The organism is Pseudomonas danubii, assembly GCF_042980055.1.
Taxonomy (GTDB): Bacteria; Pseudomonadota; Gammaproteobacteria; order Pseudomonadales; family Pseudomonadaceae; genus Aquipseudomonas; species Aquipseudomonas danubii.
In genome coordinates this window covers 3,578,169-3,602,583 of record NZ_CP116502.1, presented here as the reverse complement: position 1 = coordinate 3,602,583, position 24,415 = coordinate 3,578,169, and the positions used below count along the sequence as shown (strand labels likewise).

24 protein-coding genes and 1 pseudogene are annotated in these 24,415 nt (G+C 61.2%); 14 read left to right on the top strand and 11 right to left on the bottom strand.

Translation table 11 applies throughout. From position 1 onward, the window contains the following. Positions 1-174 precede the first annotated feature (174 nt). From nahK to PFZ56_RS16660, 4 genes are all read right to left on the bottom strand, one after another. Positions 175-2,811, bottom strand: a complete 2,637-nt coding sequence (gene nahK, locus PFZ56_RS16675; RefSeq protein WP_170004133.1) for a hybrid sensor histidine kinase/response regulator NahK/ErcS' — start codon at positions 2,809-2,811, stop codon at positions 175-177. Further along, positions 2,741-3,904: a nitric oxide-sensing protein NosP gene (gene nosP, locus PFZ56_RS16670; RefSeq protein ID WP_110597109.1), complete on the bottom strand. Its 1,164-nt coding sequence runs from the start codon at positions 3,902-3,904 to the stop codon at positions 2,741-2,743. Before nosP ends, nahK begins: the two co-directional genes overlap by 71 nt. A gap of 254 nt (positions 3,905-4,158) precedes the next feature. Then, entirely contained in the window at positions 4,159-5,343 is a 1,185-nt protein-coding gene (locus tag PFZ56_RS16665) for a porin (protein WP_123392769.1), read from the bottom strand. 208 nt (positions 5,344-5,551) lie between these two features. Continuing rightward, positions 5,552-6,598 carry an Ldh family oxidoreductase gene (locus PFZ56_RS16660; protein ID WP_170004135.1) on the bottom strand — a complete coding sequence of 349 codons (1,047 nt, stop codon included), beginning with the start codon at positions 6,596-6,598 and terminating at the stop codon, positions 5,552-5,554. Positions 6,599-6,875: 277 nt separating this feature from the next. Between PFZ56_RS16660 and PFZ56_RS16655 the strand changes: the two genes are divergently transcribed. The 6 genes from PFZ56_RS16655 (at position 6,876) to PFZ56_RS16630 (ending at position 12,138) form a co-directional block, all read left to right on the top strand. Beyond that, positions 6,876-7,751 carry a MurR/RpiR family transcriptional regulator gene (locus PFZ56_RS16655; protein WP_011060499.1) on the top strand — a complete coding sequence of 292 codons (876 nt, stop codon included), beginning with the start codon at positions 6,876-6,878 and terminating at the stop codon, positions 7,749-7,751. Positions 7,752-7,767: 16 nt separating this feature from the next. After that, positions 7,768-8,520, top strand: coding sequence for a transporter substrate-binding domain-containing protein (locus PFZ56_RS16650; protein ID WP_047285526.1), 753 nt, complete (start codon positions 7,768-7,770; stop codon positions 8,518-8,520). 86 nt (positions 8,521-8,606) lie between these two features. After that, on the top strand, positions 8,607-9,326 hold the full coding sequence (locus PFZ56_RS16645) for an ABC transporter permease (protein ID WP_102880307.1): 720 nt from the start codon (positions 8,607-8,609) through the stop codon (positions 9,324-9,326). Continuing rightward, positions 9,323-10,033 (top strand): ABC transporter permease, encoded by a 711-nt coding sequence (locus PFZ56_RS16640; RefSeq protein WP_016962591.1) that lies wholly within the window; start codon positions 9,323-9,325, stop codon positions 10,031-10,033. The genes PFZ56_RS16645 and PFZ56_RS16640 overlap by 4 nt, the downstream gene beginning before the upstream one ends. A gap of 46 nt (positions 10,034-10,079) precedes the next feature. Continuing rightward, the gene (locus PFZ56_RS16635) at positions 10,080-11,321 is read left to right on the top strand and encodes an FAD-binding oxidoreductase (protein WP_170004137.1); all 1,242 of its coding nucleotides are present in this window, start codon (positions 10,080-10,082) and stop codon (positions 11,319-11,321) included. A 16-nt stretch (positions 11,322-11,337) separates the two neighbouring features. After that, entirely contained in the window at positions 11,338-12,138 is an 801-nt protein-coding gene (locus PFZ56_RS16630; protein WP_262379837.1) for an amino acid ABC transporter ATP-binding protein, read from the top strand. A gap of 262 nt (positions 12,139-12,400) precedes the next feature. On the opposite strand, the gene PFZ56_RS16625 is transcribed toward PFZ56_RS16630, so the two are convergent. Further along, positions 12,401-13,468, bottom strand: coding sequence for a hypothetical protein (locus PFZ56_RS16625; protein WP_170004139.1), 1,068 nt, complete (start codon positions 13,466-13,468; stop codon positions 12,401-12,403). Between the two features lie 228 nt (positions 13,469-13,696). Between PFZ56_RS16625 and PFZ56_RS16620 the strand changes: the two genes are divergently transcribed. The 3 genes from PFZ56_RS16620 (at position 13,697) to PFZ56_RS16610 (ending at position 16,394) form a co-directional block, all read left to right on the top strand. Further along, positions 13,697-14,500 (top strand): hypothetical protein, encoded by an 804-nt coding sequence (locus PFZ56_RS16620; RefSeq protein ID WP_170004141.1) that lies wholly within the window; start codon positions 13,697-13,699, stop codon positions 14,498-14,500. Positions 14,501-15,204: 704 nt separating this feature from the next. Further along, positions 15,205-15,486, top strand: a complete 282-nt coding sequence (locus PFZ56_RS16615) for a hypothetical protein (protein ID WP_170004143.1) — start codon at positions 15,205-15,207, stop codon at positions 15,484-15,486. 506 nt (positions 15,487-15,992) lie between these two features. After that, on the top strand, positions 15,993-16,394 hold the full coding sequence (locus PFZ56_RS16610; protein ID WP_170004145.1) for a type II toxin-antitoxin system HicB family antitoxin: 402 nt from the start codon (positions 15,993-15,995) through the stop codon (positions 16,392-16,394). Positions 16,395-16,719: 325 nt separating this feature from the next. On the opposite strand, the gene PFZ56_RS16605 is transcribed toward PFZ56_RS16610, so the two are convergent. Beyond that, positions 16,720-17,151 (bottom strand): hypothetical protein, encoded by a 432-nt coding sequence (locus PFZ56_RS16605; RefSeq protein ID WP_102880284.1) that lies wholly within the window; start codon positions 17,149-17,151, stop codon positions 16,720-16,722. 193 nt (positions 17,152-17,344) lie between these two features. Continuing rightward, positions 17,345-17,773, bottom strand: coding sequence for a MarR family winged helix-turn-helix transcriptional regulator (locus tag PFZ56_RS16600; RefSeq protein WP_102880283.1), 429 nt, complete (start codon positions 17,771-17,773; stop codon positions 17,345-17,347). 132 nt (positions 17,774-17,905) lie between these two features. On the opposite strand from PFZ56_RS16600, the gene PFZ56_RS16595 reads away from it, so the two are divergent. Together PFZ56_RS16595 and PFZ56_RS16590 are read left to right on the top strand one after the other, a co-directional pair. Next, positions 17,906-18,274: an antibiotic biosynthesis monooxygenase gene (locus PFZ56_RS16595; protein ID WP_170004150.1), complete on the top strand. Its 369-nt coding sequence runs from the start codon at positions 17,906-17,908 to the stop codon at positions 18,272-18,274. 32 nt (positions 18,275-18,306) lie between these two features. After that, the gene (locus PFZ56_RS16590; RefSeq protein WP_170004152.1) at positions 18,307-18,765 is read left to right on the top strand and encodes a hypothetical protein; all 459 of its coding nucleotides are present in this window, start codon (positions 18,307-18,309) and stop codon (positions 18,763-18,765) included. 625 nt (positions 18,766-19,390) lie between these two features. Here PFZ56_RS16590 and PFZ56_RS16585 read toward each other — a convergent pair. Beyond that, entirely contained in the window at positions 19,391-20,095 is a 705-nt protein-coding gene (locus PFZ56_RS16585; protein ID WP_394304654.1) for a methyl-accepting chemotaxis protein, read from the bottom strand. A gap of 198 nt (positions 20,096-20,293) precedes the next feature. Further along, positions 20,294-20,917, bottom strand: a pseudogene (locus PFZ56_RS16580) (MCP four helix bundle domain-containing protein); the annotation flags it as partial. Positions 20,918-21,424: 507 nt separating this feature from the next. On the opposite strand from PFZ56_RS16580, the gene PFZ56_RS16575 reads away from it, so the two are divergent. Then, the gene (locus tag PFZ56_RS16575; protein ID WP_108546317.1) at positions 21,425-21,781 is read left to right on the top strand and encodes a DUF6572 domain-containing protein; all 357 of its coding nucleotides are present in this window, start codon (positions 21,425-21,427) and stop codon (positions 21,779-21,781) included. 48 nt (positions 21,782-21,829) lie between these two features. Here the strand turns inward: PFZ56_RS16575 and PFZ56_RS16570 are convergent, their stop codons facing one another. Both PFZ56_RS16570 and PFZ56_RS16565 read right to left on the bottom strand, forming a co-directional pair. Continuing rightward, positions 21,830-22,084 carry a hypothetical protein gene (locus PFZ56_RS16570; RefSeq protein ID WP_170004122.1) on the bottom strand — a complete coding sequence of 85 codons (255 nt, stop codon included), beginning with the start codon at positions 22,082-22,084 and terminating at the stop codon, positions 21,830-21,832. 68 nt (positions 22,085-22,152) lie between these two features. After that, entirely contained in the window at positions 22,153-23,022 is an 870-nt protein-coding gene (locus tag PFZ56_RS16565; protein WP_110597093.1) for a GyrI-like domain-containing protein, read from the bottom strand. Between the two features lie 369 nt (positions 23,023-23,391). Here PFZ56_RS16565 and PFZ56_RS16560 point away from each other — a divergent pair, with 369 nt between their 5' ends. Together PFZ56_RS16560 and PFZ56_RS16555 are read left to right on the top strand one after the other, a co-directional pair. Continuing rightward, positions 23,392-23,895: an SPOR domain-containing protein gene (locus PFZ56_RS16560; protein ID WP_170004154.1), complete on the top strand. Its 504-nt coding sequence runs from the start codon at positions 23,392-23,394 to the stop codon at positions 23,893-23,895. A 38-nt stretch (positions 23,896-23,933) separates the two neighbouring features. Next, positions 23,934-24,290 carry a DUF6572 domain-containing protein gene (locus PFZ56_RS16555; protein ID WP_170004156.1) on the top strand — a complete coding sequence of 119 codons (357 nt, stop codon included), beginning with the start codon at positions 23,934-23,936 and terminating at the stop codon, positions 24,288-24,290. The last annotated feature ends 125 nt before the right edge of the window (positions 24,291-24,415 follow it).

Here is a 24,415-nt window from a genome sequence, read left to right as displayed (position 1 = left end):
CCGAGCCTTTGGCGAGGCTGCGACAAGGGCCGAAGGCCCTTCAGCGATCTGAAGACCGGCGCATTCATTTCGACCAACGCCATGGCGCTGAATCGGGTCACGCGGGTTGTTCTGGTAGACCGCGCTGCCAGGTTTGGCGTCTCCTGCGGAGCCGGGCGCAGCCTGCGGCAGCGGCTACACGGGGGGCGTCAGCAGGTGGCTGATGGCGGTCTTGAGTTTCATCGGGCGCACCGGTTTGTGCATCAGGGTGTGGCCCAGCTGCCGCAGTTGCTGTTTGAGCTCGTTGCTGTAGTTGGCGGTGATCATCATCGCCGGGATCGCCAGGGCGCGCCGGGCGTTGATTCGTGCCACGGCGTCGATGCCGTTCTGTTGCTGGTCCAGGTGATAGTCGGCGATCAATAAATCGGCCTCGGCGCGGTAGTCGTCCACCTGGCGCGCCAGGTCTTCTTCGGACAAGGCGGTGATCACCTGGCAGCCCCAGCCTTCAAGTAAGGTGCGCATGCCGGCGCAGATCGCCGCGTCGTTATCCAGCACCCAGATCCGCGCGCCGTGCAAACGCTCCAGCAGGACTTCCCCCAGTTCCGGGCGCGGCGCCGGCAAGGGCGCGCTGGCGCTGATGGGCACCTGCACGCTGAACACCGAACCGCGCCCCGGCCAGGAGCGCACGCCGATGCGGTGCCCGAGAATCCCGGCAATCTTCTCGACGATGGCCAGCCCCAGGCCCAGGCCGCGGTCCTGGTCCGGGCGCTGTTCTTCACCACGCTTGAACTCCTGGAAGATTTCTTCCAGGCGTTCGGCGGCAATGCCCATGCCGCTGTCCCAGACTTCGATCGACAGCCAGCGCCCCTGGCGCCGACAGCCCAGCACCACGCGACCCTGGCGGGTGTAGCGGATGGCGTTGCTCAACAGGTTGCGCAGAATTCGCGCCAGCAGCTGGATGTCGCTGCGCACCAGGGCCGAGCACGCGACGAAGTGCAGTTCCAGGCCCTCGCTGCGGGCCACCTGGACGTACTCGGCGGCGAGGTTTTCCAGCAGCTCGCTCAAGGCAAAGGGCGCGATATCGGCCTTGATCACCCCGGCATCGAGCTTGGAAATGTCCACCAGGGTGCCCAGCAGGTTTTCCACGTCTTCCAGGGAGTTGCTGACATTGCGCACCAGGGCGCTGCTGGCCTGGGGATCGCGCCGCTCCAGCAAGGCGCTGGTGAACAGCCGCGCGGCATTCAGGGGTTGCAGCAGGTCGTGGCTCACCGCGGCGAGGAACTTGGTCTTCGACAGGTTGGCCCGTTCGGCCTCGGCCTTGGCCTCGCGCAGCCGGGATTCGACCCGGCTGCGCTCTTCGATCTCGCGCAGCAGCTGCTGGTTGAGGGTGGTCAGCTCGGCGGTGCGTTCGCGCACCCGCAGCTCCAGGTTCTGGTAGGCCTGATGCAGCGCCTCGGCGGTGCGCCGGCGTTCGGTGATGTCGCGGATCAGCACGAAAATCCCCACCACTTCACCATTGGCCAGGCGGTTGGGCACGTAGGAGCGCAGCATGTAGCGCTCCTGGTTGTTGATGTTGGTTTCGGCGAATTCGAAGGTCACGCTCTCCCCGGCCAGGGCCCGTTCCACATAGCTTTCCAGGCGCTGGTAGTGCTGTTCGCTGTGCACCTCGCGCAGGCTCTGGCCAAGCATCACGCCGCGCGGCCAGCAGTACCATTCCTCGTAGACCTTGTTGGTGAACTCATACACCAGATCGGCATTCAGGTAGGCGATCAGCGCCGGCACATGGTCGGTGATCAGGCGAATCCAGCGCTCGCTTTCACTCAGGGCCTCGGCGTGCTGGTAGCGCTCGGTGATGTCGGTGAAGGTGTTGACGAAGCCGCCGGTGGGCAGCGGATGGGTACGGATTTCCAACACCCGGCCATCGCTCAGGCGCTGCTCGCATTCATGGATCACCCGGCCATTGCCGTCGCGGCTGGCGGGGGTCAGCAGGCTCAGCTCGCTGTCGCCGATGACCTCGGCAAACAAGCGGTGCGCGGCCACCGGGGCCAACCCGCTGAGTTCGAGGAAGCGCCGGTTCCACAGTTCGAGGATGCCCTCGGCATTGACCATGGCCACGCCCTGGGACAGGTTGTCCACCGCCCGTTGCAGCAGGTGGGACTTTTGCGCCACCGCCTGTTCCCGGCGCAGGGTTTCGCTGTGCTTGACCTCGGTGATGTCGGTGAACAGGATCACCCGCCCGCCCTCCCGGGTCGGCCGCTCGCTGACCTGCAACCAGCGGCCGTTGTGCAGGCGATACAGCAGTTGTTCGTCGCCGGCGCTGCGCGGTTCTTCGCTGAACAGCCCAGTGCTGGTCATCAGCCGGCGCACTTCCGAGAGGCGCATGCCGGCCATGATCCGTACCCGGCTGTGGCTCCAGAAGGCGCGGAAGCGGCTGTTGAACAGGACGATGCGCTGCTCCTGGTCGAACAGCACGAAGGCGTCGGAAATGCTCTCGATGGCGTCGATCAGATGCTGGTGGGCCGTCTCGGCCCGCAGCCGCGCTTCGCTGAGCAAATGGTTGCCGGCCTTGAGCTCGGCCATGGCCTGGTTCAGGGCGTCGGTGCGTTCGCGCACCTGCTCGGCCAGCACCACCGAATGCTGGAACGCCGCGTAAGGGTCGTTGCCGCGGGTGATGCCGGACTCGACCCGTTCGATCAGCGCCTCGTTGATGCGCCGCAGCTTGCGGTTCTCGCGCTGCAGGTCATCGAGCTGCGCTTGCAGCTCAGCGGCGGGCCGGAGTTCGACTGCGGGCAATGGCGACCCCGGTGAAGGTCTGGTTGATGTGCATGCCATTGAACTGTTCTCCGTAGGTGTTGAAACCCATCACCCGTTGTTCCCGCAGAAAGGCGCCGATCTGGTCCAGGCTGCCGCGATCCTCCAGCTCCAGGCGGCGCAAAAAGCAGTCGCAGCCGATGGTCAGCAACAGCCCGCCGAGGCGCTGCTGCAAACCGTCGAACAGCTGTTGCAGGTTGGGCAGCAAGGGGCCGGGGGTCATGGCGGTGAGGACGATGCCGTTCTCCACCGCGCAGTAGAAACTCAGGCTCAGGTCCGGGTGCACCTGCTGCACCGCGCGCACGTAGTAGTGCTGGTTGATGCGCACCGCCAGCGGGTGGGCGGCAAACACCCGGTGGTCGAGCTGCGCCAGGGGCACGCCGATCAGCCGCGCGTACTCCTCGGCGGCGGGCTCGGCGTTCAGTTCATAGACCCGGCGCGAGGCGCTGTCGGCCCCGGTGACCACCAGTTTTTCTTCCCGGGGCAGGATGTGGTGGGTGGTGAACACCTCGAAATCCAGCCAGGTATTGACCAGCACCACCACCGCCGCGCCGCTGTGGAACTCGCCGCCGAAATACACGTGGGTGTGGGTCAGGTAATTGTCATCGCCGGCCGAACCGCCGAAATGCGGAATGTCCCCCAGGGCCGCGCTGAGGGCGGCCAGGACCATTTCCTCACGGCTCGACAGACCGTCCAGCAGGGTCAGGGCGAAGCTGTTGCCCTTGATCGGCGCCAGGGTGTTGCTGCGGCAGCGGCCCACCAGGCGCTCCACCATCTGCTGAGCGTCGATCAGGCTGAAGTGTTCCATCTGATCGATGAGTTCGGCGGCGATGGAAAAGTGCCGATGGTCGAAACCGATGGCGGTCACGCAATTGCGCCCGTAGCCCAGGGGGGTGATCTCCCCGGCGCTGGTGCAGCCCACCAGGGGAATGCCGCCGAAGCTCTGCTGCAGGGCCGGGCCGAGGGTCTGCAGAGGGTATTCGGCAGAACAGAAGAACAGCACGAAGCCCAGGTGCGGATGCAGCAGCTGGCTGGCCAGGTCCTGGGCCACCTGCTGCGGATCGACGGCCTGGGACATGGCACTGACCACGCCCTCGCTCTGGGCTTGCTGCATCGTCGCCTCCGGCGCGGGTTGTCTGAGCAATGAGTGTACGAAGCCGGCCCCGGGGCACGAATGCTACTTGGGTAGCGGGTAGCCGGTTCCATGGGCGTAGGGGCTGGCTTGCCAGCGAAGGCGTCGGCCGGGCTGGTGCAAGGCTGGCGGGCCTCTTCGCCGGCAAGCCGGCTCCTGCGGGACATGCGGGAGATATGGGGAATGGAGGGGGCGCCGGCCCGGGCGCGATGCGCACGCCAGGGCCGACGCTGGGGTTACCAGGTCAGCACGGCACCCACGGCGAAGGTGTCGGTGTTTTCGTTCTGCGCGGTGGTGTGGTGGCCGTCGATCTCGAACTGGTTGTACTCGGCCACCAGCTTGAGGTTGTCGTTGATGTCGTGGAACAGCGCCACGCCCCGGGTCTGGTAATCGGCGCCGCTGCCGACTACGCCGTTGCCGTCGTCCTTTGTCTTGCCGTAGGACAGCGCCAGGCGGTTCTTGCCCAGTTTGTACGAGCCCTGCAGCAGGTAGCCCTTGCTGTCGACATTGCGCAAGGTGGCCTCGCCGGCATTGTTGGTGAAGAACGGGTTGATGCCCTTGGCCTGGAACCCGGAACCGGTCAGGGACAACCCGCCCATCTTCGCCTGCAGGCCATAACCCAGGCCCTTGGAAGTCACTGACTGCACGTTGGGGTCGGTGTTGTCGGAGGTCTGGTAGCTGCCGTTGAGCCAGCTGTAGAACTTGGCCCCGCCCAGGTCGAACTGGTAGGTGATCTCGCTCTCGGTACGCGGGTTCTTCTGGTAGGCCTTGCCCAGGGCGCTGCTGTCGTTGGTGTCCACCGGGTCGAGGATGCCCACCGCCACCCGCAGGCCGTCCATCACCGGGCTGCGGTAAGTGATCTGCGACGACGGAAAGGGATAGGGGTAACCGCTGCCGATGTTGCCGAACGACACCCCGCCGCCGTCCACCAGCCCCAGGCTGTCGCTGACCTGGCCGTACCCGGCGAGCATTTCATCGAGCAGGATGTTGGAACGGGCGAACAGGCCGAAGTCCTTGCCGATCAGCACCTCGCCCCACTCCGGGTTGGCCACGGTGCCGTAGAACTGGCGCACGTCGATGGCGGTGTCGGTGCCGTTGGTCTCGCTGTCGTTGATGGTCACCCAGAACGAGGCCCGGGCGCCGAGCTTGAGGTCGTCCACCTGCTTGCCCATGTTGAAGCCCAGGTAGTTGGGCAGAAAGCCCATCTTCACCCGCGCCTGGCGGCGGTCGTACTGCTCGCCGGCGCGGTCGACCTTGCTGTTGACGTAGAAGGCGTTGACGTAGCCGTCGGTGGAAAAGGTGGTCTGGTCCTTGTCGTACAGCATGATTTCGGCTTCGGCGACAGTGCCCAGGCCAAGGGTCGACAGGCCGACGAGCAGGGCCGGAATCAGAGGGTACTGGCAGTTCTTATTGTTATGCATGGCGCGCTCCGCAAACGGGGGACGAAATGTCGGAGGCGATTATCGAAACGCGCCAAGGCCGCCCATAGGCTGCCTTGGGGGCAAGTTCACGGTGCTTTGGAGGGGCTGGCAGGGAGCGGCAAATCCGATCCACGACCGGACCGCTACCGGGCCCACTACCTGGAGTAGCACCAAGGGTCTATCGACCCCAGTGCCAAGGGATAAGGCCTTAAGCCTCGGCCGCCAACGCGCGCAGTCGCACCAGTTCGGCAACGGCCAGGGGAATGCCCTCTTGCAGGGATTTGGCCCGGGTGCGGTAGCGTCGGTCGCCGGGCATGCGCTCCAGGCCCACGGCCTGCATCTGCCGCACCAGCTCGCCGCTGCGCTGGGCAAAATGCCCGCCGCCCAGGTGGCTGGGGTCGATGACGATCAGCAGTTGCCCGGTCCAGGGTGTTTGCGCCCCCGGGTGTTGTGACCAGTCGAACTCGAAGGAGAAATTGCCGCCGGTCAGCGCCGCCGCCAACAGCTCAACCATCATCGACAACGCCGAGCCCTTGTGCCCACCAAAGGGCAGCAAGGCGCCGCCGTCGAGAATCGCTGCCGGGTCGCAAGTGGGCTGGCCGTCGCGGTCCACCCCCATGCCCGGCGGCAACTGCTGGCCCTGGCGCTTGGCGATCTGCACATCGCCGTGGGCGATGGCGCTGGTGGCCAGGTCGAAGACGATGGGCTCGGCGCCCTCGCGGGGGGCGGCGAAGGCAATCGGGTTGGTGCCGAACAGCGGCCGCTGGGCGCCGTGGGGCACCACGCAGGTCATGCTGTTGACCAGGCTCAGGGCCACCAGGCCTTCTTCGGCGAAGGGCTCGACATCCGGCCACAGGGCGGCGAAGTGATGGGAATTGCGAATCGCCAGCACCGCGATCCCGGCGCTGCGGGCCTTGCTCAACAGCAGCTCGCGGGCCGCCGCCAGGGCCGGCTGGGCAAAGCCGCCTGCGGCGTCCACCGCCACCACGCCGGGGGCCACATCCTCCACTTGCGGCACGGCCTGACCGTTGACCCAACCACTGGCCAGGGACGACAGGTAACCGGGAATGCGGAACACCCCGTGGCTGTGGGAACCGTCGCGCTCGGCGCGGGCGCAGTTGTCAGCCAGCACCCGGGCCACCTCGGCAGAGGTGCCGTGGCGAAGAAAAATGCGTTGCAGCAAGTCGGTCAAGGCCGGCAGGTCGAGGTACTCGACATCAGCCTGCGCCGGGGTCGCGTGGTTCGCGTCGGTCATTGCAGCTCCATTGGAATTGTTATTGGAAGGTGCCTGACTATCGCGTCACGCCAGTTAACTGTCAAATGTTGACTTCATGACAGAAAACCTTCATTTTCCACTGCACTGCGTCATTTTGATTCTGTACAAAAAACTCGCCGAGCAAAGATCAGGCAAGGCAAAAACAGGCGAGGAAGCGGAGTGTAGGGGCCTACATGAGCATTCCGAGCCTGTTTTTAACGCAGCATGGTCGAAGCGCAGGCAGTTTTCGTGCAGACCCGAATAACAAGGAGCGGCCATGAGCCAGCCCATCAAACAACGCCTTGAAAGCAGCTTGTCCAGCGCCACCGCGTCGGGCCGGGCGATTGCCAGCTACATGCTGGCCAACCTCTATGAACTGCCCTTCCAGACCGCCGCCGACATCGCCGAAAAACTCGGCGTCAGCGAATCCAGCGTCGGCCGTTTCTGTCGCGCCATCGGCTACAGCCATTTCAAGGACCTGAAAAACGACCTGAAGAACGACCTCGGCGAAGGCCCGTGGCTGGTGGGCGACCGCCTGCAGGAATTTCGCCAGCAGCCCAACCCGGCGGCCCAGGGCCTGCCCCGCAGCTTCGAGCTGGAAGTCGGCGCGCTGGTCAAGGTCTACGAATACAGCCTGACCCCGGCCTGGCAGACCGTGGTCCAGCGCCTGGCCAGCCGGCGCCGGGTGTACGTGGCGGGGTTCCAGACCGAGCGCGGCATCGCCGCCTCCATGGTCCACCTGCTGCAATACCTGCGCGACGGCGTGCACCTGGTGGACGGCGCCGCCGGGCATTTCGCCGACGTACTGCTCAGCCCCGCCGAAGACTGCGCCCTGGTGGTGTTCGAGGCCCGGCGCTATTCGCGCCACGCCCTGACCCTGTGCCACAAGGCCCGCGAGGCGGGGATTCCGGTGACCCTGGTCACCGATACCTTCTGCGACTGGGCCGAGCAGAACGCCGACGAGGTGTTCCGCGTGCCCACTGAATTCAACCTGTTCTGGGAGTCCACCGCGGCCATGCTGTCGCTGGTGCATCTGTTGGTCAACGAGGTGTGCAAGCACCTGGGACCCGAGGTGGAAAAACGCCTGGAAGCCACCGCTGCCCTGCATAACGAGTTTGTTGGTTACACATCGTCCGCCCGACCAAAACAATAAATAACCGAGGTGCTCCATGAACAACGTCCTCCGCTTCGCCGGCGCTTGCGCCCTGGTCATCGCCGCCTCCACGGCCCAGGCCGAAACCCTGAAGATCGCCACCGAAGGCGCCTACCCGCCCTTCAACTACGTGGACTCCAACAACCAGCTGCACGGCTTTGACGTGGACATTGCCAACGCCCTGTGCAAGCAGATGCAGGTCGAGTGCCAGATCGTCGCCCAGGACTGGGAAGGCATCATCCCGGCGCTGCTGGCGAAGAAATACGACGCCGTGGTGGCCTCGATGATCGCCACCGACGAGCGCAAGAAAAAGATCGCCTTCAGCAACCACTACTACCGCACCCCGCTGTCGGTGGCCGTGGCCAAGGACTCGGACATCACCGACGCCCAGACCAACTTCAAGGGCCGCACCGTGGGCGCCCAGGCCTCCTCGACCCAGGCCATCTACGCCGAGGACCACTACGGCCCGGCCGGCGCCGACGTGAAGTTCTACCCGACCCTGGACGAAGCCAACAGCGACCTGGCCGCCGGGCGCGTGGACGGGGTGATTGCCGACAAATTCCCGCTGCTGGCCTGGGCTGAAAGCGCCGGCAAGGACTGCTGCAAGATCATCGGCGACGTCAACGGCACCACCGCCGACGCTTCCATCGCCGTGCGCAAGGAAGACAACGCCCTGCGCGAGCGCCTGAACAAGGCCCTGGACGAGATCGTCGCCAACGGCACCTACAAGCAGATCTCCAGCCGCTACTTCGCCTTCGACATCTACTGACCGCCCGCCTTTGCCGCTGCCCTTGCCCCGCGTTCCCTTGAGCGCGGCGGCGCCCTGCACGGTTCAATTTTCCTGAGGGTTCGCGCATGTTCGAACAGCTGTCACTCCTGTCCTTTGCCAGCGGCGGCTGGGGCTCGGCCTTGCTCGCCGGGGCCCTGGTGACCATCGCCCTGGCGCTGGCCTGCGTGCCCATCGGCCTGCCCCTGGGCTTGCTGGTAGCCCTGGCCGCGCGCTCGAAAAACCGCTGGGCGCGGGCCTGGGCCACGACCTTTTCCACGGTGTTTCGCGGCCTGCCGGAGCTGTTGACCCTGCTGATCATCTACTACGGCTGCCAGATTGCCGCGCAGAAGATCCTCGGTGCCCTGGGCTACCCCGGTGAAGTGGCGATCAACACCTTCGTCGCCGCGATGATCGCCTTCAGCCTGGTGTTCGCCGCCTTCTCCAGCGAGATCTGGCTGGCCGCGTTCAAGACCCTGCCCAAGGGCCAGTACGAAGCCGCCAGCGCCCTGAGCCTGTCGCGCCGCACCACCTTCACCCGGGTGCTGCTGCCGCAACTGACGCGCATCGCCCTGCCGGGGCTTTCCAATAACTGGCTGTCGCTGCTCAAGGACACCTCCCTGGTGTCGACCATTTCCCTGGTGGACCTGATGCGCCAGACCAACCTCGCGGTCAGCGTGACCAAGGAACCCATGCTGTTCTACAGCGTGGCCTGCTTGGGCTACCTGTTCTTCTCGGCGCTGTCCGGGCACCTGTTCAGCTTTCTTGAACGGCGCTTCAACCGTGCGCAACGGAGCCTGCAACCATGAGCCTGGATGACCTGCTGAACCTGTTCCTCAACCAGGAACTGCTGGAACGCTACGGCCCGCGCTTTATCGACGGCCTGCTGGTGACCGCCAAGCTGGTGGCGATTTCCTTCAGCCTGGGCGCCGTACTTGGCCTGCTGATCGCCCTCGGGCGACTGTCCAGCAATCAGTTCCTGCGGCGCTTCACCGGGGCTTATGTGTACTTCTTCCGTGGCTCGCCGCTGCTGGCCCAGCTGTTCATGCTGTATTACGGCCTGGGTTCGTTCAAAGGCTTCTGGCAGGACGTGGGCCTGTGGTGGTTCTTCCGCGATGCGTGGTTCTGCACCCTGCTGGCCTTCACCCTGAACACCGCCGCCTACCAGGCGGAGATCCTGCGCGGCAGCCTGCTGGCCGTGGCCCAGGGCCAGCGCGAAGCCTGCAAGGCCCTGAGCCTGTCGCGCTGGACCGCGTTTCGCAAAGTGATACTGCCGCAGTCGCTGCTGATCGCCATCGGGCCTCTGGGCAACGAGCTGATCCTGATGATCAAGGCCAGCGCCATCGCCTCCCTGGTGACCATCTACGACCTGATGGGGGTGACCAAGCTGGCCTTCTCCCGCAGCTTCGATTTCCAGATCTACCTGTGGGCTGCGGTGCTCTACCTGCTGATCGTCGAAGTGGTGCGGCGCAGCCTCAAATACCTGGAAGGCCGCCTGGGCCGGCACCTGAACTGAACCCTTTAGCGGGCCGCCGCGCGGCCCCTGTCATAAGGACTGAAACATGCATTGCCAAACCCTCGTTCTGGGCGCCGGAATCGTCGGCGTCAGCAGCGCCCTGCACCTGCAGGCCCGCGGCCGCCAAGTAGTGCTGCTGGACCGCCAGCCCCCGGGCAACGGCACCAGCCACGGCAACGCCGGGCTGATCGAACGCGCCAGCGTGATTCCCTACGCCTTCCCCCGGGAAGTGACCAAGCTGGTGCGCTACGGCCTCAACCAGCAATCGGACGTGCGCTACAGCCTGCGCCACCTGCCCAAGGCCGGCCCCTGGCTGCTGCAATACTGGCGCCACTCCTCGCCCAAGGGCCTGGCCGCCGCCACCCGCGCCATGCTGCCGCTGATCGAGCGTTGCGTCACCGAACACCTGGCCCTGGCCCGCCCAGCCAACATGCTGGAGCTGATCGCCGACGGCGGCTGGCTCGAAGCCTTCAACGACCAAGAGGCCTTCGACTTCGCCCAACGCGCCGCCGCCGACCTTCGCGACTACCAGCTCAACTACCGGGTACTGGATCGCACTGCACTGCTGGCCCTGGAACCCGGCCTGCACCAAGACGTAGTCGGCGGCCTGCACTGGCTCGACCCCAAGACCGTGAGCGACCCCGGCGGCCTGACCCGCGGCTACGCCGAATTGTTCAAGCAACGCGGCGGCCAATTCGTCATCGGCGACGCCCTGAGCCTGAACCAGGTCGAAGGCGGCTGGCAGGTGCACAGCGAACTCGGCCCCATCACCGCCCAAGAAGTGGTAGTCGCCCTCGGCCCGCAAGCCAGCGGCATCTTCGAACCCCTGGGCTACCGCATTCCCCTGGCGATCAAGCGCGGCTACCACATGCACTACGCCGCCCTGCCCGGCACCCGCTTGCAGCACCCGATCCTCGACCCAGTGGGCGGCTACGTCCTGGCGCCGATGGTGGGCGGCATCCGCCTGACCACCGGCATCGAATTCGCCGACCCGGACGAGTCGATCAACGAAATCCAACTGCGCCGCTGCGAAGCCCTGGCCCGCCGCTTCTACCCCCTGGGCGAACGCCTCGACGCCGAACCCTGGCTGGGCCGCCGCCCGTGCCTGCCAGACATGTGCCCAGTGATCGGCCCCGCCCCGCGCCACCCCGGCCTGTGGTTCAACTTCGGCCACGCCCACCACGGCCTGACCCTGGGCCCGGTGAGCGGCCAGCTGCTGGCGCAAATGGTCACCGGCGAAACGCCCTTCACCGACCCCACCCCCTACCGCGCCGAGCGCTTCAACTGACCGACGGAGAACCGCCATGCAGACCCAGACCGCCCCGCTTCCCGCCGCCTCCCAAGCGCCCGTTCACCCCGCTGTCGACCCGCGTGAAGTGGTGATCGATATTGCCGGGCTGAACAAGTTCTACGGCGCCTTTCACGTATTGCACGACATCGACCTCAAAGTGCGCCAGGGCGAACGCATCGTCCTCTGCGGGCCTTCCGGCTCGGGTAAATCCACCCTGATTCGCTGCATCAACCGCCTGGAGATTGCCGAAAAAGGCCAGATCCTGGTGGACCGCACCGACCTCTCGCAAAACACCCGCGAAGCCGCCCAGGTCCGCAGCCAAGTGGGCATGGTGTTCCAGCACTTCAACCTGTTCCCGCACATGAGCGTGCTAGACAACTGCACCCTGGCGCCGATGACCGTGCGCGGGTTGTCGCGGAAAAAGGCTGAAGAACTGGCGCGGGGGTTTCTGGCCAAGGTGGGGATTGAGAATCAGGCGGATAAGTACCCGAGCCAGCTGTCTGGCGGGCAGCAACAGCGCGTGGCGATTGCCCGGGCGTTGTGCATGGAGCCGAAGATTATGTTGTTTGATGAACCGACTTCGGCGCTGGACCCGGAGATGGTGAGTGAGGTGTTGGATGTGATGGTGAAACTGGCCGGGAGTGGGATGACCATGTTGTGCGTGACCCATGAGATGGGGTTTGCGCGGCAGGTGGCGGAGCGGGTGTTGTTTTTGGATGGGGGGCGGATTGTTGAAGACGCTCCGCCGGAGGAGTTTTTTGGGGCGCCGAAGAGTGAGAGGGCTAAGGCGTTTCTTGCGCAGATTGTGCATTGAGGTGGGCGGTTTGCTACGGAATTCCGCCCCCATGACAACGCGCACCTTAGCCGCGTCCTGTTGACAGATATAAAGGGCTGGACTAGTTAAAAATAGGATTTAACAAACCAAGCGATAAAGGAAGTCGACCATGAGTATCGAGCCGTCAGAGACGGTGACGGAAAGGTCGGTGTTGAGTTTTCATGCCGCCATTGTTGGCGGCATGTCAAAGGGAAGATATTTCAGGAGGGTTTAAGGTTTTGTGTCGGTAAGCGCTTAGGCTTCACTTTGAGCTCAAGATAAACTCTACCGCTTCAGCCGCTGCCAGAGCAGGACTTTCCTTCATGACTTTTGATGGCGCGTCCATGAAACTAACTTGTTCCGACTCCCGTATTTTAGGGTCATCGAGAAAGATCTGAATGGATTTTTTCCCAGAGAGAGAGCTGTTAAGTGTATCGCTGACACCTTGGCTAAAAGTACTGTGCCGCATCGCAATAACAAAAGCATAATTTGCAAATTTTATTAGAGGATCATCGGTTACTGACCCATCAAATTTATATAAATGAGAAGTTTCTGTCTGTATGCTTCTTTTTTTTAGCTCATGAATCAAGGAAGCTTCGAAAGCTTGAACTTTGTTGTTATCGACAAGCTTAATTATTACACCGCGCTCCTGACTTGGAACTTTGTAATTGAAATTATAAGGCTTTAGCTCATCACTCGAATAGCATGACTCAATAAACTTTACCCCCAACGGGGTGATTTTTGTTTCAGTGATTAACCCTCTCGAATTTAACGTATTCAGAGCTAGATGAGAGATGCTATCGGATTGAAGATTAGTGAGGAAAATTTTTGAGTCTATTAGCTTGCCACTTTCAGAAGCGCATGAGTATCTCGTCAATGTGTAGCATTCACGGAGGATATCCAGGTGTTCAAAAGCTAACTCTTTCAGAGAATGTATGAAGTGACGCCTATGAGTAACGGGTACTAAACCTAGTGCTATTGAACGGGTAAGTTTTGCATAAGGAGTGGTTTTTTCTTCTTCAATATCTGAGACGCAAGCGTCAAGCAAAGCATGAAAGTCGGCCGCGTTAAGTTCAGCATCGATCAAATCCCGATCAAAAACCCCCTCTCTAGATAGCAAAGTCCGATGAAATTCAACGATTCGCTTTTCGTTGCGTCCCTGCACATAGTCACGAGCAACCTCTAGGCCGATTTTCGACGCTTCGTATATAGCACTGCCAACGGGCGTAAGGCTGAAACCCGCTTTGATAGCGACGTCAGCAATTTTAAGAACAGATTTGGCTCCGTCTTTTTTAGACAGAGCAGCAGTGTGGGTTAGAAAATTTGCCACGTGACACTCCCTTTCTCTAGCAGCTTGAGTTTTCGCATTCTAAGGGAATCTAACGCAGCTCTAACGCCCCTTAACAGCAAAATGCGAGTGTAGTGCCCCCAGGTCCACTGTAAGATCTACTCCGCTCTCGCACGGAACAGCCAACTGGCCAAACTCATCTGCCCTAAGGCCCTGGAGGGGTACAATTCCCCCCAACCAATCTCCCTAGCAGATGAACGTGAGCACTCAATGACCAAAAGCACCGCGACGGACAGCACAGATCTCGAAATTTCAGAGACTTGCAGGAGTGCCTGCATCGATTACCTCAGATACCTGAACACACTCCTTGTCCCGGTTTTTGAAGAGCTGAGAAGTAGCTCTGACGGCCGCACCCTGAAGCTGCATCAAGTTATTGGGGCCAATCTCTGCGCCGCACACGCCATCGACTACATCATCGCTATCCGGCAAACGCTCGGTATGAAGGAGACTCGGGGAGCTTTACTTCCGGCTTTTGACACTGAATACGCAATCGCTGGCGCTCGCATACAGGGCGGCAAGATGACGCTGGTGGATGCGGTAAACAACGCCATGAAACACATACGCATTGAGCCGAAGCGGTACAAGGACTTGATTCAACAGTATGGCCAGATCAGCTTTGAATGCCTGGTTGAAGACGAAGGGAGAATACTTTGTCTTCTGGACGGATTTCGATTTGACTACGTCCGAGTTGTTCTACTTCCAGTCTTGGAAGCGCTATGCGCATGGCACTTGCAAGACGAGGAGGAAGTCGCGGAGTTTGCCCGAGGGGGCATGGAAGACATGGTTTTCGGAGTTAACTACGGGGACGATGATGACGATCCGATCAATGCTCTGATCACAGCTTGCAACCCCACTTGCATCAACTGCGAAGAGGTTGAAGAGGATTGCCAGTGTGCGGAGTACATTTTTGCTGGCGAAACAGGGGAGTTTGAAGCCCGGTTTGCGACCATTGCCGAGCTGGACACTCTCTTCTCCACAGTCTCCGGCGCCTACCGACGCGACAAACTTATTTGAAGCGATCCCAAGCAGGTCCATCACAACCGTGGGCTACTATCGCGATCCTACGGACGGCTAAAGGCTCAGAGGACTATCAACCTCAGCCTTCACACTGTGGAACTCGATTTCCCACGCTACCCGGTGAGTAAATTGACCCTGGTTTTGTAGATGCCGGATGACCACTATTGGCCGATTCTGTTGAAAAAGTCGGTTTGCCCAAAACGCTCGAATATTGATGGGTGAAAGCACCTCTTTTGCACGCTGCTACGTGAAATCCGAGTCGGAAGCCTCTGCCCAAAGTAAAGATTTCAATCTCGGACGCGTACTTTTTTGATGCGCAAACCATGGCCGACGTTTTCAACAGAATCGGCCGAACGCTGTCTTTCAAGTCTGTCCACAAGGTCAGGGGCAACTCACCTGATGCAATAGTCGCTAATTGTTACGACATAACCGCTCAAACATCTCACCCAATGCACGGTTGCCGCCTTTAAACTCCGCCCCTATAGTCCCCCTCGCAGCAACATTCGCGACGACCTTGGCCGGTCGAATTACAACGCAGCATCAGCGTCCACAACACCTTTGCAGTCGCCTTTCCGGTGCCCGCGACAGGATGTGATGACGGCTGTGCGCGATGATTCTCCGGTCGTCATAGGCGCGCACAGCGGTCATTTTCTTCGTCGTCGGCAACTCAGGTGATTGCTCCATAAACAGGAGCTGTACCGATGATTGACCAGCCACTCTCGCGCTTTACCGCCGTCGACACCCACGACGCCAACCAAGCCGTTTTCTACCTCGACACCCAAGCCTCTCTGAGCGATCTGGCCAGCAGTGCGGCCCATCGTTTCACCGTGGTGCGGGATCTGATGGACACGCTGTCCACGCTTAACCTGAAAGACATTGCCGACTGCGATCTGACGCGGGTCACCCGAGGGGTGCATCTGCTCACCCGGGAGGGTTGCGCGGTGCTGGAGGTGATTCAGTGGCGAACAGCGCAAGAGCGCTGAACGCCATTGAACTCAACCAGCGCGTAAAACGCGCTTGGCTTTGCTTTGGCTTTTGATTTTGCTTTTGATCTTGATCTTCCTGCCCCCTCCAGAAGGCCGAACGCAGGCGTTGCGCAGGGGGCAGCTCGGCATGGATGCCGAGCTAGCCGCCATCAGGCCATGGATGGCCTGTGGCGGCGTGCCCCCGGAGCAATGCCGAAGTGAGGGAACGCCGAGCCTAGGCGAGGCGCCGGATGCGGGGGCAGGAGCGTTTTGCTTACTTTTGCGCTCTTCAAAAGTGAGTCGCTGTAAGAGCGAAACCCTAAGCAGCCGTGACCGCAGCAACGGATATGTCCACAGAACCGTATGCAGCCAGATGAAAAGCATCGACAGGTTTGGCGAGGACTGCGTCCTCGTGCGCAGCATCGCTGCGCTCGACAGCGGCTACAGGTTTCGACGGTCAGGGCCATCAGGAAACTGGCTGGACTGATCTAGCCCTTCAGCCTTCATCTATTGAGGAGATCCCCATGCACTATCCCATCTGCATCGAATGGGGCGACGAACACACCGCCACCGGCATCCAGATTCCTGATATTCCCGGTGCTGTCACCGCGGGCGACACCTTCGAAACCGCCTATAGCGCGGCCATCGAGATTGCCCACGTCATGCTCGAAGAGCTAGCCCGAGCGGGGCACGCCATTCCCCTGCCCTTGCCCACCCACAAACACCGCGCCAACCCCGATTTCGCGGGCATGGGCTGGGGCATGCTGGAGATCGATATCACCCCATACCTGGGCAAGACCGAGAAGGTCAACGTGACCTTGCCCGGTTATGTGATTCAGCAGATCGACCGCTTTGTCCGCGAGCACAACATCAAGAGTCGGTCGTCCTTTCTGGCCGATGCGGCGATGGAAAAGCTCGGGCGCTAAGCACAGATTCAAGAGCGCAACAGAGCGAACGCAGAACGCGTTTGGGTAGGCGCACGCTGGCTGGCGGAACACTCATCGGTGCCGTATTGATTCGCTCGTTGGCGAGCTTCGCTAGCAAGCCTGCGCCTACAGGGGATGGTATTGAGCCGTGGACAACCGGCCTTGTGGCCGATGCCCGCAATCGGCTTACCATTGAGTTCGGCTTGGGAAAACGCTTCGAGTACCACGCCAGAATGGCGGGGGGCGTCAGCAAAACGAATGGCGTCTTTCATGTTGTGATTCTTCAGGCTGGAGCCCTAATGGCGAGTCGGCCGCGAATCAAATTTCACTTGAATTCAAAGTACTCTTTCATCATCTCAATGGGCTTCATCGGCTCCACTTTCAAGAAACCCAACACCTCAAAAAACCACGACAGGTTATCTCCCAAAACAGCGATATCGTCCTCATCATTCGACAGTAAGCAAATGGCCAGCCGAGCCATCAAGACGTCCCGATCCTGAAACGCTCGCACGGCGCCTTTTTCGTCGATTTTTGCCCACCAGACCGCAGCCTGCGCCTTGCACTGTTCAATGGGAATATCCCCGGCCACATAGGCTTTCGCCAGAAGCAAAGGGTCCTGCTCGCAGTCAGAGAACTTGATATCCAAGGCCTCCAGAACCTGGATCAAGAATCCGATCTGGTGTTTGAGCGCTGCGCAACTATCAGCTGTTCGAACAATGGAACCCACATTAAATTTCTTAAAATCGAATGCATTCATACATCAACCTTAAAACTGTGCAAAAGATCGCTGCTGGGTGGGCAGAGCGCGTTATGGGGAACAGGCCATTCTCCCAATAAAGGGCCCAGGTCCTGAAACGCTGGCAGTGATTTTGGCCCGATCATCATCGGGGATGCCGACAGCCTGTGACCGAGTCCCCCTGAGGAGTTGCTCGTCTCCAGGCCGGCACGGCTCATTCGTCCTGGTCTTGTTCTAACCGGTTGCGCAGCTGGTTCAGCACACGGTGGGTCGTCTGGATCTCATCGACTTCCAGCCCCTGTGCTAGCTCGTTGATCCAGGGCGCTTGAAGCTTCAACGCCTGATCGAATGCCGCCTTTCCAGCCTCCGTCAGCACCACCAGTTGCGCTCGGCGATGGTGAGGGTTCGGTTGAAATTCCAGCAGGCCATCCTTCACCAGATCGTTGACGATCCGCTGAACATTCTGCCGATTCGCGCCCATGTCGCGGGCAATCCACGAGACGGGCTGCGCCCGATCGGCAGCGACGATCGTGCCAAGGAGCTGCCAGCGGGCACTGGTGAGACCTATCTCAGCCACCAGGCGATCGCCTGCGGTGAGCATGCGCGCACTGGCTCGAAAGAGCTCGAGGACCAGATCGGTCATGGCGCGTCCAGCGGGGGTGTGGTTTGGTTTTTTCATGCCGCGAACTTTTCCACATTGACATCATGATGTCAATCAAGCTAGTTTTTATCCATCGCACCATCTTGTCATTATGTTTACATATTGGAGACCGCCATGTTGTCCATTCGCCCGCTTGATCCTGTAGTCCCCATCCATCAGCAACTCCAGTGCAGCGAGTCACCGGTGGTGCTGGTCAACCTGTTCAGCGTCGACGCGGACGATATACCCGAGCTTCTGCGTGCCTGGGAGCTGGATGCCAACTGGATGAAACAGCGTGCCGGTTACATTTCCACGCAGCTCCACCAGGCCATCGGTGGCAGCTGCATGTTCCTGAACTACGCCGTATGGGAGTCGGTGGAGCGCTTTCGCGAAGCCTTCAATCACCCGGACTTCACCAACGCCCTGGGCCGTTACCCCTCAAGCGCCCTGGCCATGCCCCATCTGTTCACCAAGGTAGCCGTGCCGAACATCTGCACGGCTTGAACACAGCCCCATTGACTGACGGAGAGCGCCCCATGCTCAAACGACTCCACCTCACTGCCAGCCTGCTGGCCCTGCTGTGCATCGCCACGTTCTTTGCCTCGACCCTGCTGGTGGAAAGCATGGGCACCCGACATGCGATCGCTCAGCTCAAGCAGTTGATCGTCAGCCCTGGGCTTTGGGTACTGATCCCGGCGATGGCAGTGGCGGGAGCCAGCGGCATGGGGCTGAGCCAGGCGCGACAGGGACACCTGATCGCCTCGAAGAAAAAACGCATGCCCTTCATTGCCGCCAATGGTCTGTTGGTGCTCGTGCCCTGCGCAATTGCACTCAACCGGTGGGCGTCGGCTGGCAACTTCGACACGGGTTTTTACCTGGTGCAGATCATCGAACTGATCGCCGGGGCCACCAACCTCACATTGATGGGATTGAACGTACGTGATGGCTTGCGTCTAAGCGGTCGATTGCAGAGGCCCCTGCCTCAGGGTCGGTAAGCCATACCTTGCCTGGACCGACGCCTTGGCTGGCAAGCCAGCTCCAACGGATGCCCAACCACCACACATCTGGCTGTAGGAGCCGGCTTGCCGGCGAAGAGCCCCGCAAGACCTGCAGCGCCTGGGCGGGCGCCTTCGCTGGCAAGCCAGCTCCCACGGAGGCCCAACCACCGCAGCTCCTACAGAAACGCACGACCCCTAGCTTCAGGCCGGCCGCAAGGCCGCCGTCTGGCTCTTGATCTTGATCTTGATCTGAACGCCCCGTTAACCACGATGGCCGAACGCAGGCATTGATCCGTGGGTAACCCGGCAGGGATGCCGGGTTAGCCGCCACCCGGCCATGGATGGCCGGTGGCGGCGGCCCACGGATCAATGCCTGCGTTCGGGCATGCCGAGCCTAGGCGAGGCACCGAGTGGAGGGGCAAGAGCCTTTGGTTACTTTGGGCTCTTTCCAAAGTGACTCGCTGTAAGAGCGAAACCATAAGTGGCCACACCCGCAGCAACGGATATGTACCCCCCCAAAGAACAAACGCTGTCGAAGCCCCCCACCATCATCTTCGACAAGCTTCGCTCACCAGCCAGCCCCCACAGAGTAACCAGACCACCGCAAGGCAAAAAACCACCCTCAAACCTTGAACCGCGCCACCAACCGATTCAGTTCAATCGCCAGATTGGCCATCTCCCCACAAGCACTGGCCGTCTGACTGGCCCCCGCCGAACTCTGGATCGACAACTCACGAATACTGGTCAGGTTCTGATCCGCCTCACGCGCCACCTGCGCCTGCTCCTCCGAGGCCGTGGCAATCAACAGATTGCGCTCATTGATCTGGGTGATCGCCTGGGCAATCTGCTGGAGCGACACATCGGCATTCTGCGCCACCGAAATCGAGCTGCTGGCCATCTCCGCACTGACGTTCATCGCACTCACCGCCTGGGTCGAATCGGCCTGGATCGCGGTGATCATCTGTTCGATTTCCCGGGTCGACTGCTGGGTGCGATGGGCCAGGGCCCGCACTTCATCGGCCACCACCGCAAAGCCCCGGCCCTGCTCGCCGGCGCGGGCGGCTTCGATGGCCGCGTTGAGCGCCAGCAGGTTGGTCTGCTCGGCAATCGCGCGAATCACTTCCACCACTTTGCTGATGTCCTGAGCCCGACCAGACAGCGCCTTGACCTGCTCACCGGTGCTGGCCACGTTGTCGGCCAGGCCTTCGATGGCTTTGAGGGTCTGGGCCACGTTCTCGATCCCGGAGCGGGTGAACTCCATGGACTCGCGGGACGACTGCGCAGCCGCTTCGGCGTTGCGGGCCACCTCGTCCACCGCGGCGCTCATTTCAGTCACTGCGGTGGCCGCCTGGTTGACTTCATCGTTCTGCCGCACCAGCCCGCGGCTGGCATCTTCGGTCACCGCGGTCATTTCTTCCGAGGCCGAGGCCAGCTGGGTGGAGGAATCGGCGATGTGGGCAATGGTTTCCCGCAGGTTGCTCTGCATCTTGGCCAGGGCGGCCAGCAGGCGGCCGGCTTCATCGCGGCCGCTGATTGCGATCTCCCGGGACAGGTCGCTGCCGGCAATGCGTTCGGCCACCGCCAGGGCATCGCCGATGGGCGAGGTGATGCTGCGGGTCAGCACGGTGGCCAGCACCACGGTGAGCACCACCGTCACCCCCATCAGCACCAGCACCAGCGTCAGGCCGCTGCTGTACACCGACGCGGCGGTGATCCCCGCCTGCTTCGCGCCCTCGTCATTGAAGTCCGAGAGCTTGTCCATCTTCTCTTGCATGATGTTGGTCATGGGGCTGATGCGGGTATTGATCAGGGTGATGGCCGCAGCGTTGTCACCGCTGCGCAACAGCGGCTCCAGCTCGTCCAGCAGCTTGAAGTAAGCCTGCACATCAGTCGCCACCGCCTGGTACAGCTCGCGCTCCGCCGGCCCGGTAATCAGGGGTTGGTACTGGCTGATGGTGCTCTGCAGCGTGTTTCGATAACCACTCAAGGAGGCGATGCGGGTTTGCCGCTGCTGTTCGTCGGTGGTCACGGTGATGCGGATGCTTTCCAGGCGCAGGCGCAAGACGCCGGTCTTCATCTTGCCGATCTCGCGGATGCTGGCCATCCAGTTGGTCTCGACATCCTGTTCCGCGTCTCGCAGCTTGCCCATTTGCAGCACCGCGACAATGCCCAAGGCAAACACCACCAGGACAATGAGTGAGAAAAAGGCGGCAGACCGTGGAGCGAGGTTCATTGTCCGGACGTTCATTTTTTATCTCTCTTGGTGGAGTTGTCGGTACTTCGCTGCTGTCATCCCAGGCTATCGACTGTAGGTCATGGAGCTGCAAACAGCCCGACGACCGGTTGATCGACCTGCAGCTGCCTCGGCGCGGCAGCATCAATCAAGCCAAACCACACTGCCCATGCCGCTGCCACCCGGGCTTGTCTTGGCCTAGGCCTGAAATACGACATTGAGCCAGCTGCGCGCCCAATGATGATGGCATTTCGTCATTACCTTAAATCCGCACACGTCATAAAAACATCCCGCGGGAGTGAATTTTTTGTTGTAGCTGGTGTTGCAAGAGGCTGGCGTATCACCCAGTGTCCTCGACCGCGTCCTGAAACCACCATCAGCCACGTCATACAATGCCGCCCCCCACCTTCTGAAGGATCAGCCATGTCCATCACCAACCCAACAGTCATCGATATCTGGGCAATCCCCAAATCCGCGCCCGACAGCCTGCTGTTGATCATGGTCGACCCTCTCGAATGGGGTGACGAAGCGGCGCACAGCGAGCACCTGCTCCTGCTGCAGGAGAAGATCAACACCTACATCACCTTTATCGAAAGTGAGGAGATCTACCGCGAAATTCCCGATGCCTGCGGCAAGCAGCTGATGATCCGGGTCCTGGGTTTGCACGAGCTGCCCGAGCAGGTCGATTGGTTTTTCAAACGCATTGGCGAGCTCCTCAACGAGCGCGGCATTGGCTTCGATTTCGAGCTGAAAGTGACCGAACAGGCTCCCGGCCTGTAGCCCGCCAGCTGCGCGCTGCCCCTCGGTCGAGCAGCGCGCAGCACCACCTTATGCCGGCAGGATCAGCGCCCGGTTAAGCGCAATGAAATCCACATGCCGCTCATGGGAAAAGTCCTCGATCACCTCTTGCAGGTGCACATGCTCCCGCCCATTGAGCGCCATTTCGTTGACCGCATTGATCAGGAACTCACCCAGCGCCCTGAGCGTGTCCGGCTCGGCGAGAATCGAGATCTCGTCCAGCTGGATGCTCTGCTCACCGCCCACCGCGGTTCCCTGAACGCTAAAGCGTTTCAACGTTGGCAAAGGTCGAACTCCTGTACCCGAAGGTCATGCTCAAATCGAGGTCATGAGCAAGGTTTGACCCATCCCCACTACTGCAAGGGCACATAAATATCCGTCAGCCACTGCTCCAGTGGGGTCTGCGGATAAATACTCAGGTATTCAAAGAACATCGGCTGATCCCGCAGTTCCTCGCCACTGCCCGGCAGCCAATCGCGGTAGATCGGGTAGATGCTTTCACCGATGTGATCCGGCGAGCCCACATGCCGCACCACCGCATAGCGGCCACCGGCAATCTGCATCTCGCCAATACCCACCTCATTGGCCACCACCGCCTCATGAATCTCGCCGCAGATGGCAAAGCGGAATTCCTGCGGCGCCGTGGTATCGGGGTTGTTGAAGGGAATGCCAAAACTGCGACTCGATGCCACCGGCGACTGCCCGCTCTGCATCCGCCAATCGATAAACCTGCGCACGCTTTCATTGACCAGCTCGGCAGGCCCGCAGTGCTCCAGCGCTGCAACCCGGGTGTCGGCAAAGTCCACGATTCGTACCTGCATGATGATGCTCCTGGAAAAATGAGGGATGGCAAATACCGCATTCCAGACCTGCCAGTTCGGCTGCTTCCTGAACGCACTCGGGCTCATGCCGAACGCCCGCCTGAACGCCCTGGAAAACGCCTCGGGGCTTTCGAAACCGGCGCCGAACGCGGCCTCCAGCACCGAGTGGTCCGCCCGGGACACCAGGCGATGGGCCGCACCGCGCAAGCGCATCAGTTGCACATAACGTGCAACCGGCACGCCGACGAAGGCGGTGAATTGCCGATGGAAGTGAAACTCGGAGAAGTTCGCCACCCGGCTCAACGTCCTCACCGACAGATCACCTTCAAGGTTCTCATTGATGTAGGCGAGTACCGCGTTGAAGCGTTTGGCGTAGGCGGCGTTGATCGACAGGTCAGGCACTGGGCAAAGGCTCCGGGAATAACGGTAGGCACAGGATCGGCTATCCCGGCAGGCACGCGCCTAGCCGCTCTTGCTCAAGGTGCACCCGGGTGGTTCGTGGCAGCCGCCCGGGGTAAGGCCTTGAATCACCCCGCGCCGTGATTGTCCTCATCATTCGACAGCAAGCCAATGGCCTGGCGCGCCAGCAACACAAAGGCGCTCCGGTTTGATAACGGCAGCGGCGCCGACCGAGCGACCACTTGACCTCACTGGCCACTACCCACACCAGGCCGCTCGCATGATGGTTTATGGCGTCGCCGCCAAAGAACGGATATTTTGCAGCCCCCGTTCAGCGGGAGCATTACTCACACCTCAACACAAGGAGTTGCAATGGGCGTCTCGCTCCCCCTCTGGCTCATTCTCACGGCAATAACCGCTTACGCTGCCAGTACACGTGGGCGCTCGGGGCCGAGATGGTTTGCAATCGGGCTGTTCTTTCCGGGCGTCGCCCTGCTTGCCGTGTGGTTGATGCCACGGCTGGCAAAGACTGGCGTTGATGCGCTGGTGCATGAGGATCTGCGCCCTTGTCCTGCCTGCACCCAGGACATCAACGCCAGCGCCTCACGATGCAAGCGCTGCGGCGCCGAAGTGGAGCCTATCGCCTTGAGGGATCGCAGCGGTTGGGTAGCGCGCATCAGCGCTCAAACCGATGAAGAGTTTGAACGCCTGGCTGCACAGATGGGGCTAATCGATATCCCCACCATTCTCGATGAGCCACCGCACCTTTTTGCCGGCCCGTTCGAAGAAAAGGCCGAGGCACAGAACACACTCAACTACCTGAAGTCCGAGCATGGCCTGGATGGACTGGTGACCTGGCGCTCAGTGACCCGGTAAATGAAATGCTTGCAAGCCGACCTCGTTAAGGATCAGACGTGTCCATCACCAATCCCAAAGTCATCGATTTCTGGGCAATTCCCAAAGACCCGCCCGACAGCCTGTTGCTGGTGATGACCGACCACCTCGAATGGGGCAGCAAGGCGGAACAAGGCGAACACCTGCTCTTGCTGCAAGAGAAAATCAACAGCTACATCGCCTTCATCGAAGGTGGCCAAATCTACACCGAGATCCCCGGCGCCTATGGCAAGTACCCGATCATCCAGGTCGTAGGCTTGTATGAACTGCCCGAGCAGGCCGAGTACTTCATGGCCCGGGTTACCGAAACCCTGAATGACGTGGGCATTGGCTTTAAGTTCGAACTCAGGGTCAACGAGAGGATTCGCAACATGTAGCCGGGCCGCGCACGGCAGTGCCTCAGGCAGGCTTGATCAGCGCCCGGTTGAGGGCAATCACATCCACATGCTGCTGGTGCGAGAAGTGCTCGATCACATCTTGCAGGTGCACATGCTCCAGGCCA

Bases quoted from the DNA above. Each gene is read 5' to 3' on its own strand.
- PFZ56_RS16575 (WP_108546317.1), top strand. From the start codon at position 21,425: ATGTCCATCACCAACCCAACAGTCATCGATATCTGGGCAATCCCCAAA.
- PFZ56_RS16590 (WP_170004152.1), top strand. From the start codon at position 18,307: ATGCTCAAACGACTCCACCTCACTGCCAGCCTGCTGGCCCTGCTGTGC.
- PFZ56_RS16635 (WP_170004137.1), top strand. From the start codon at position 10,080: ATGCATTGCCAAACCCTCGTTCTGGGCGCCGGAATCGTCGGCGTCAGC.
- PFZ56_RS16610 (WP_170004145.1), top strand. From the start codon at position 15,993: ATGCACTATCCCATCTGCATCGAATGGGGCGACGAACACACCGCCACC.
- PFZ56_RS16595 (WP_170004150.1), top strand. From the start codon at position 17,906: ATGTTGTCCATTCGCCCGCTTGATCCTGTAGTCCCCATCCATCAGCAA.
- nosP (WP_110597109.1), bottom strand. From the start codon at position 3,904: ATGCAGCAAGCCCAGAGCGAGGGCGTGGTCAGTGCCATGTCCCAGGCC.
- PFZ56_RS16620 (WP_170004141.1), top strand. From the start codon at position 13,697: ATGACCAAAAGCACCGCGACGGACAGCACAGATCTCGAAATTTCAGAG.
- PFZ56_RS16585 (WP_394304654.1), bottom strand. From the start codon at position 20,095: ATGAGCGCCGCGGTGGACGAGGTGGCCCGCAACGCCGAAGCGGCTGCG.
- PFZ56_RS16665 (WP_123392769.1), bottom strand. From the start codon at position 5,343: ATGCATAACAATAAGAACTGCCAGTACCCTCTGATTCCGGCCCTGCTC.
- PFZ56_RS16655 (WP_011060499.1), top strand. From the start codon at position 6,876: ATGAGCCAGCCCATCAAACAACGCCTTGAAAGCAGCTTGTCCAGCGCC.
- PFZ56_RS16600 (WP_102880283.1), bottom strand. From the start codon at position 17,773: ATGACCGATCTGGTCCTCGAGCTCTTTCGAGCCAGTGCGCGCATGCTC.
- PFZ56_RS16630 (WP_262379837.1), top strand. From the start codon at position 11,338: ATGCAGACCCAGACCGCCCCGCTTCCCGCCGCCTCCCAAGCGCCCGTT.
- PFZ56_RS16560 (WP_170004154.1), top strand. From the start codon at position 23,392: ATGGGCGTCTCGCTCCCCCTCTGGCTCATTCTCACGGCAATAACCGCT.
- nahK (WP_170004133.1), bottom strand. From the start codon at position 2,811: ATGGCATGCACATCAACCAGACCTTCACCGGGGTCGCCATTGCCCGCA.
- PFZ56_RS16615 (WP_170004143.1), top strand. From the start codon at position 15,205: ATGATTGACCAGCCACTCTCGCGCTTTACCGCCGTCGACACCCACGAC.
- PFZ56_RS16660 (WP_170004135.1), bottom strand. From the start codon at position 6,598: ATGACCGACGCGAACCACGCGACCCCGGCGCAGGCTGATGTCGAGTAC.
- PFZ56_RS16645 (WP_102880307.1), top strand. From the start codon at position 8,607: ATGTTCGAACAGCTGTCACTCCTGTCCTTTGCCAGCGGCGGCTGGGGC.
- PFZ56_RS16640 (WP_016962591.1), top strand. From the start codon at position 9,323: ATGAGCCTGGATGACCTGCTGAACCTGTTCCTCAACCAGGAACTGCTG.
- PFZ56_RS16605 (WP_102880284.1), bottom strand. From the start codon at position 17,151: ATGAATGCATTCGATTTTAAGAAATTTAATGTGGGTTCCATTGTTCGA.
- PFZ56_RS16650 (WP_047285526.1), top strand. From the start codon at position 7,768: ATGAACAACGTCCTCCGCTTCGCCGGCGCTTGCGCCCTGGTCATCGCC.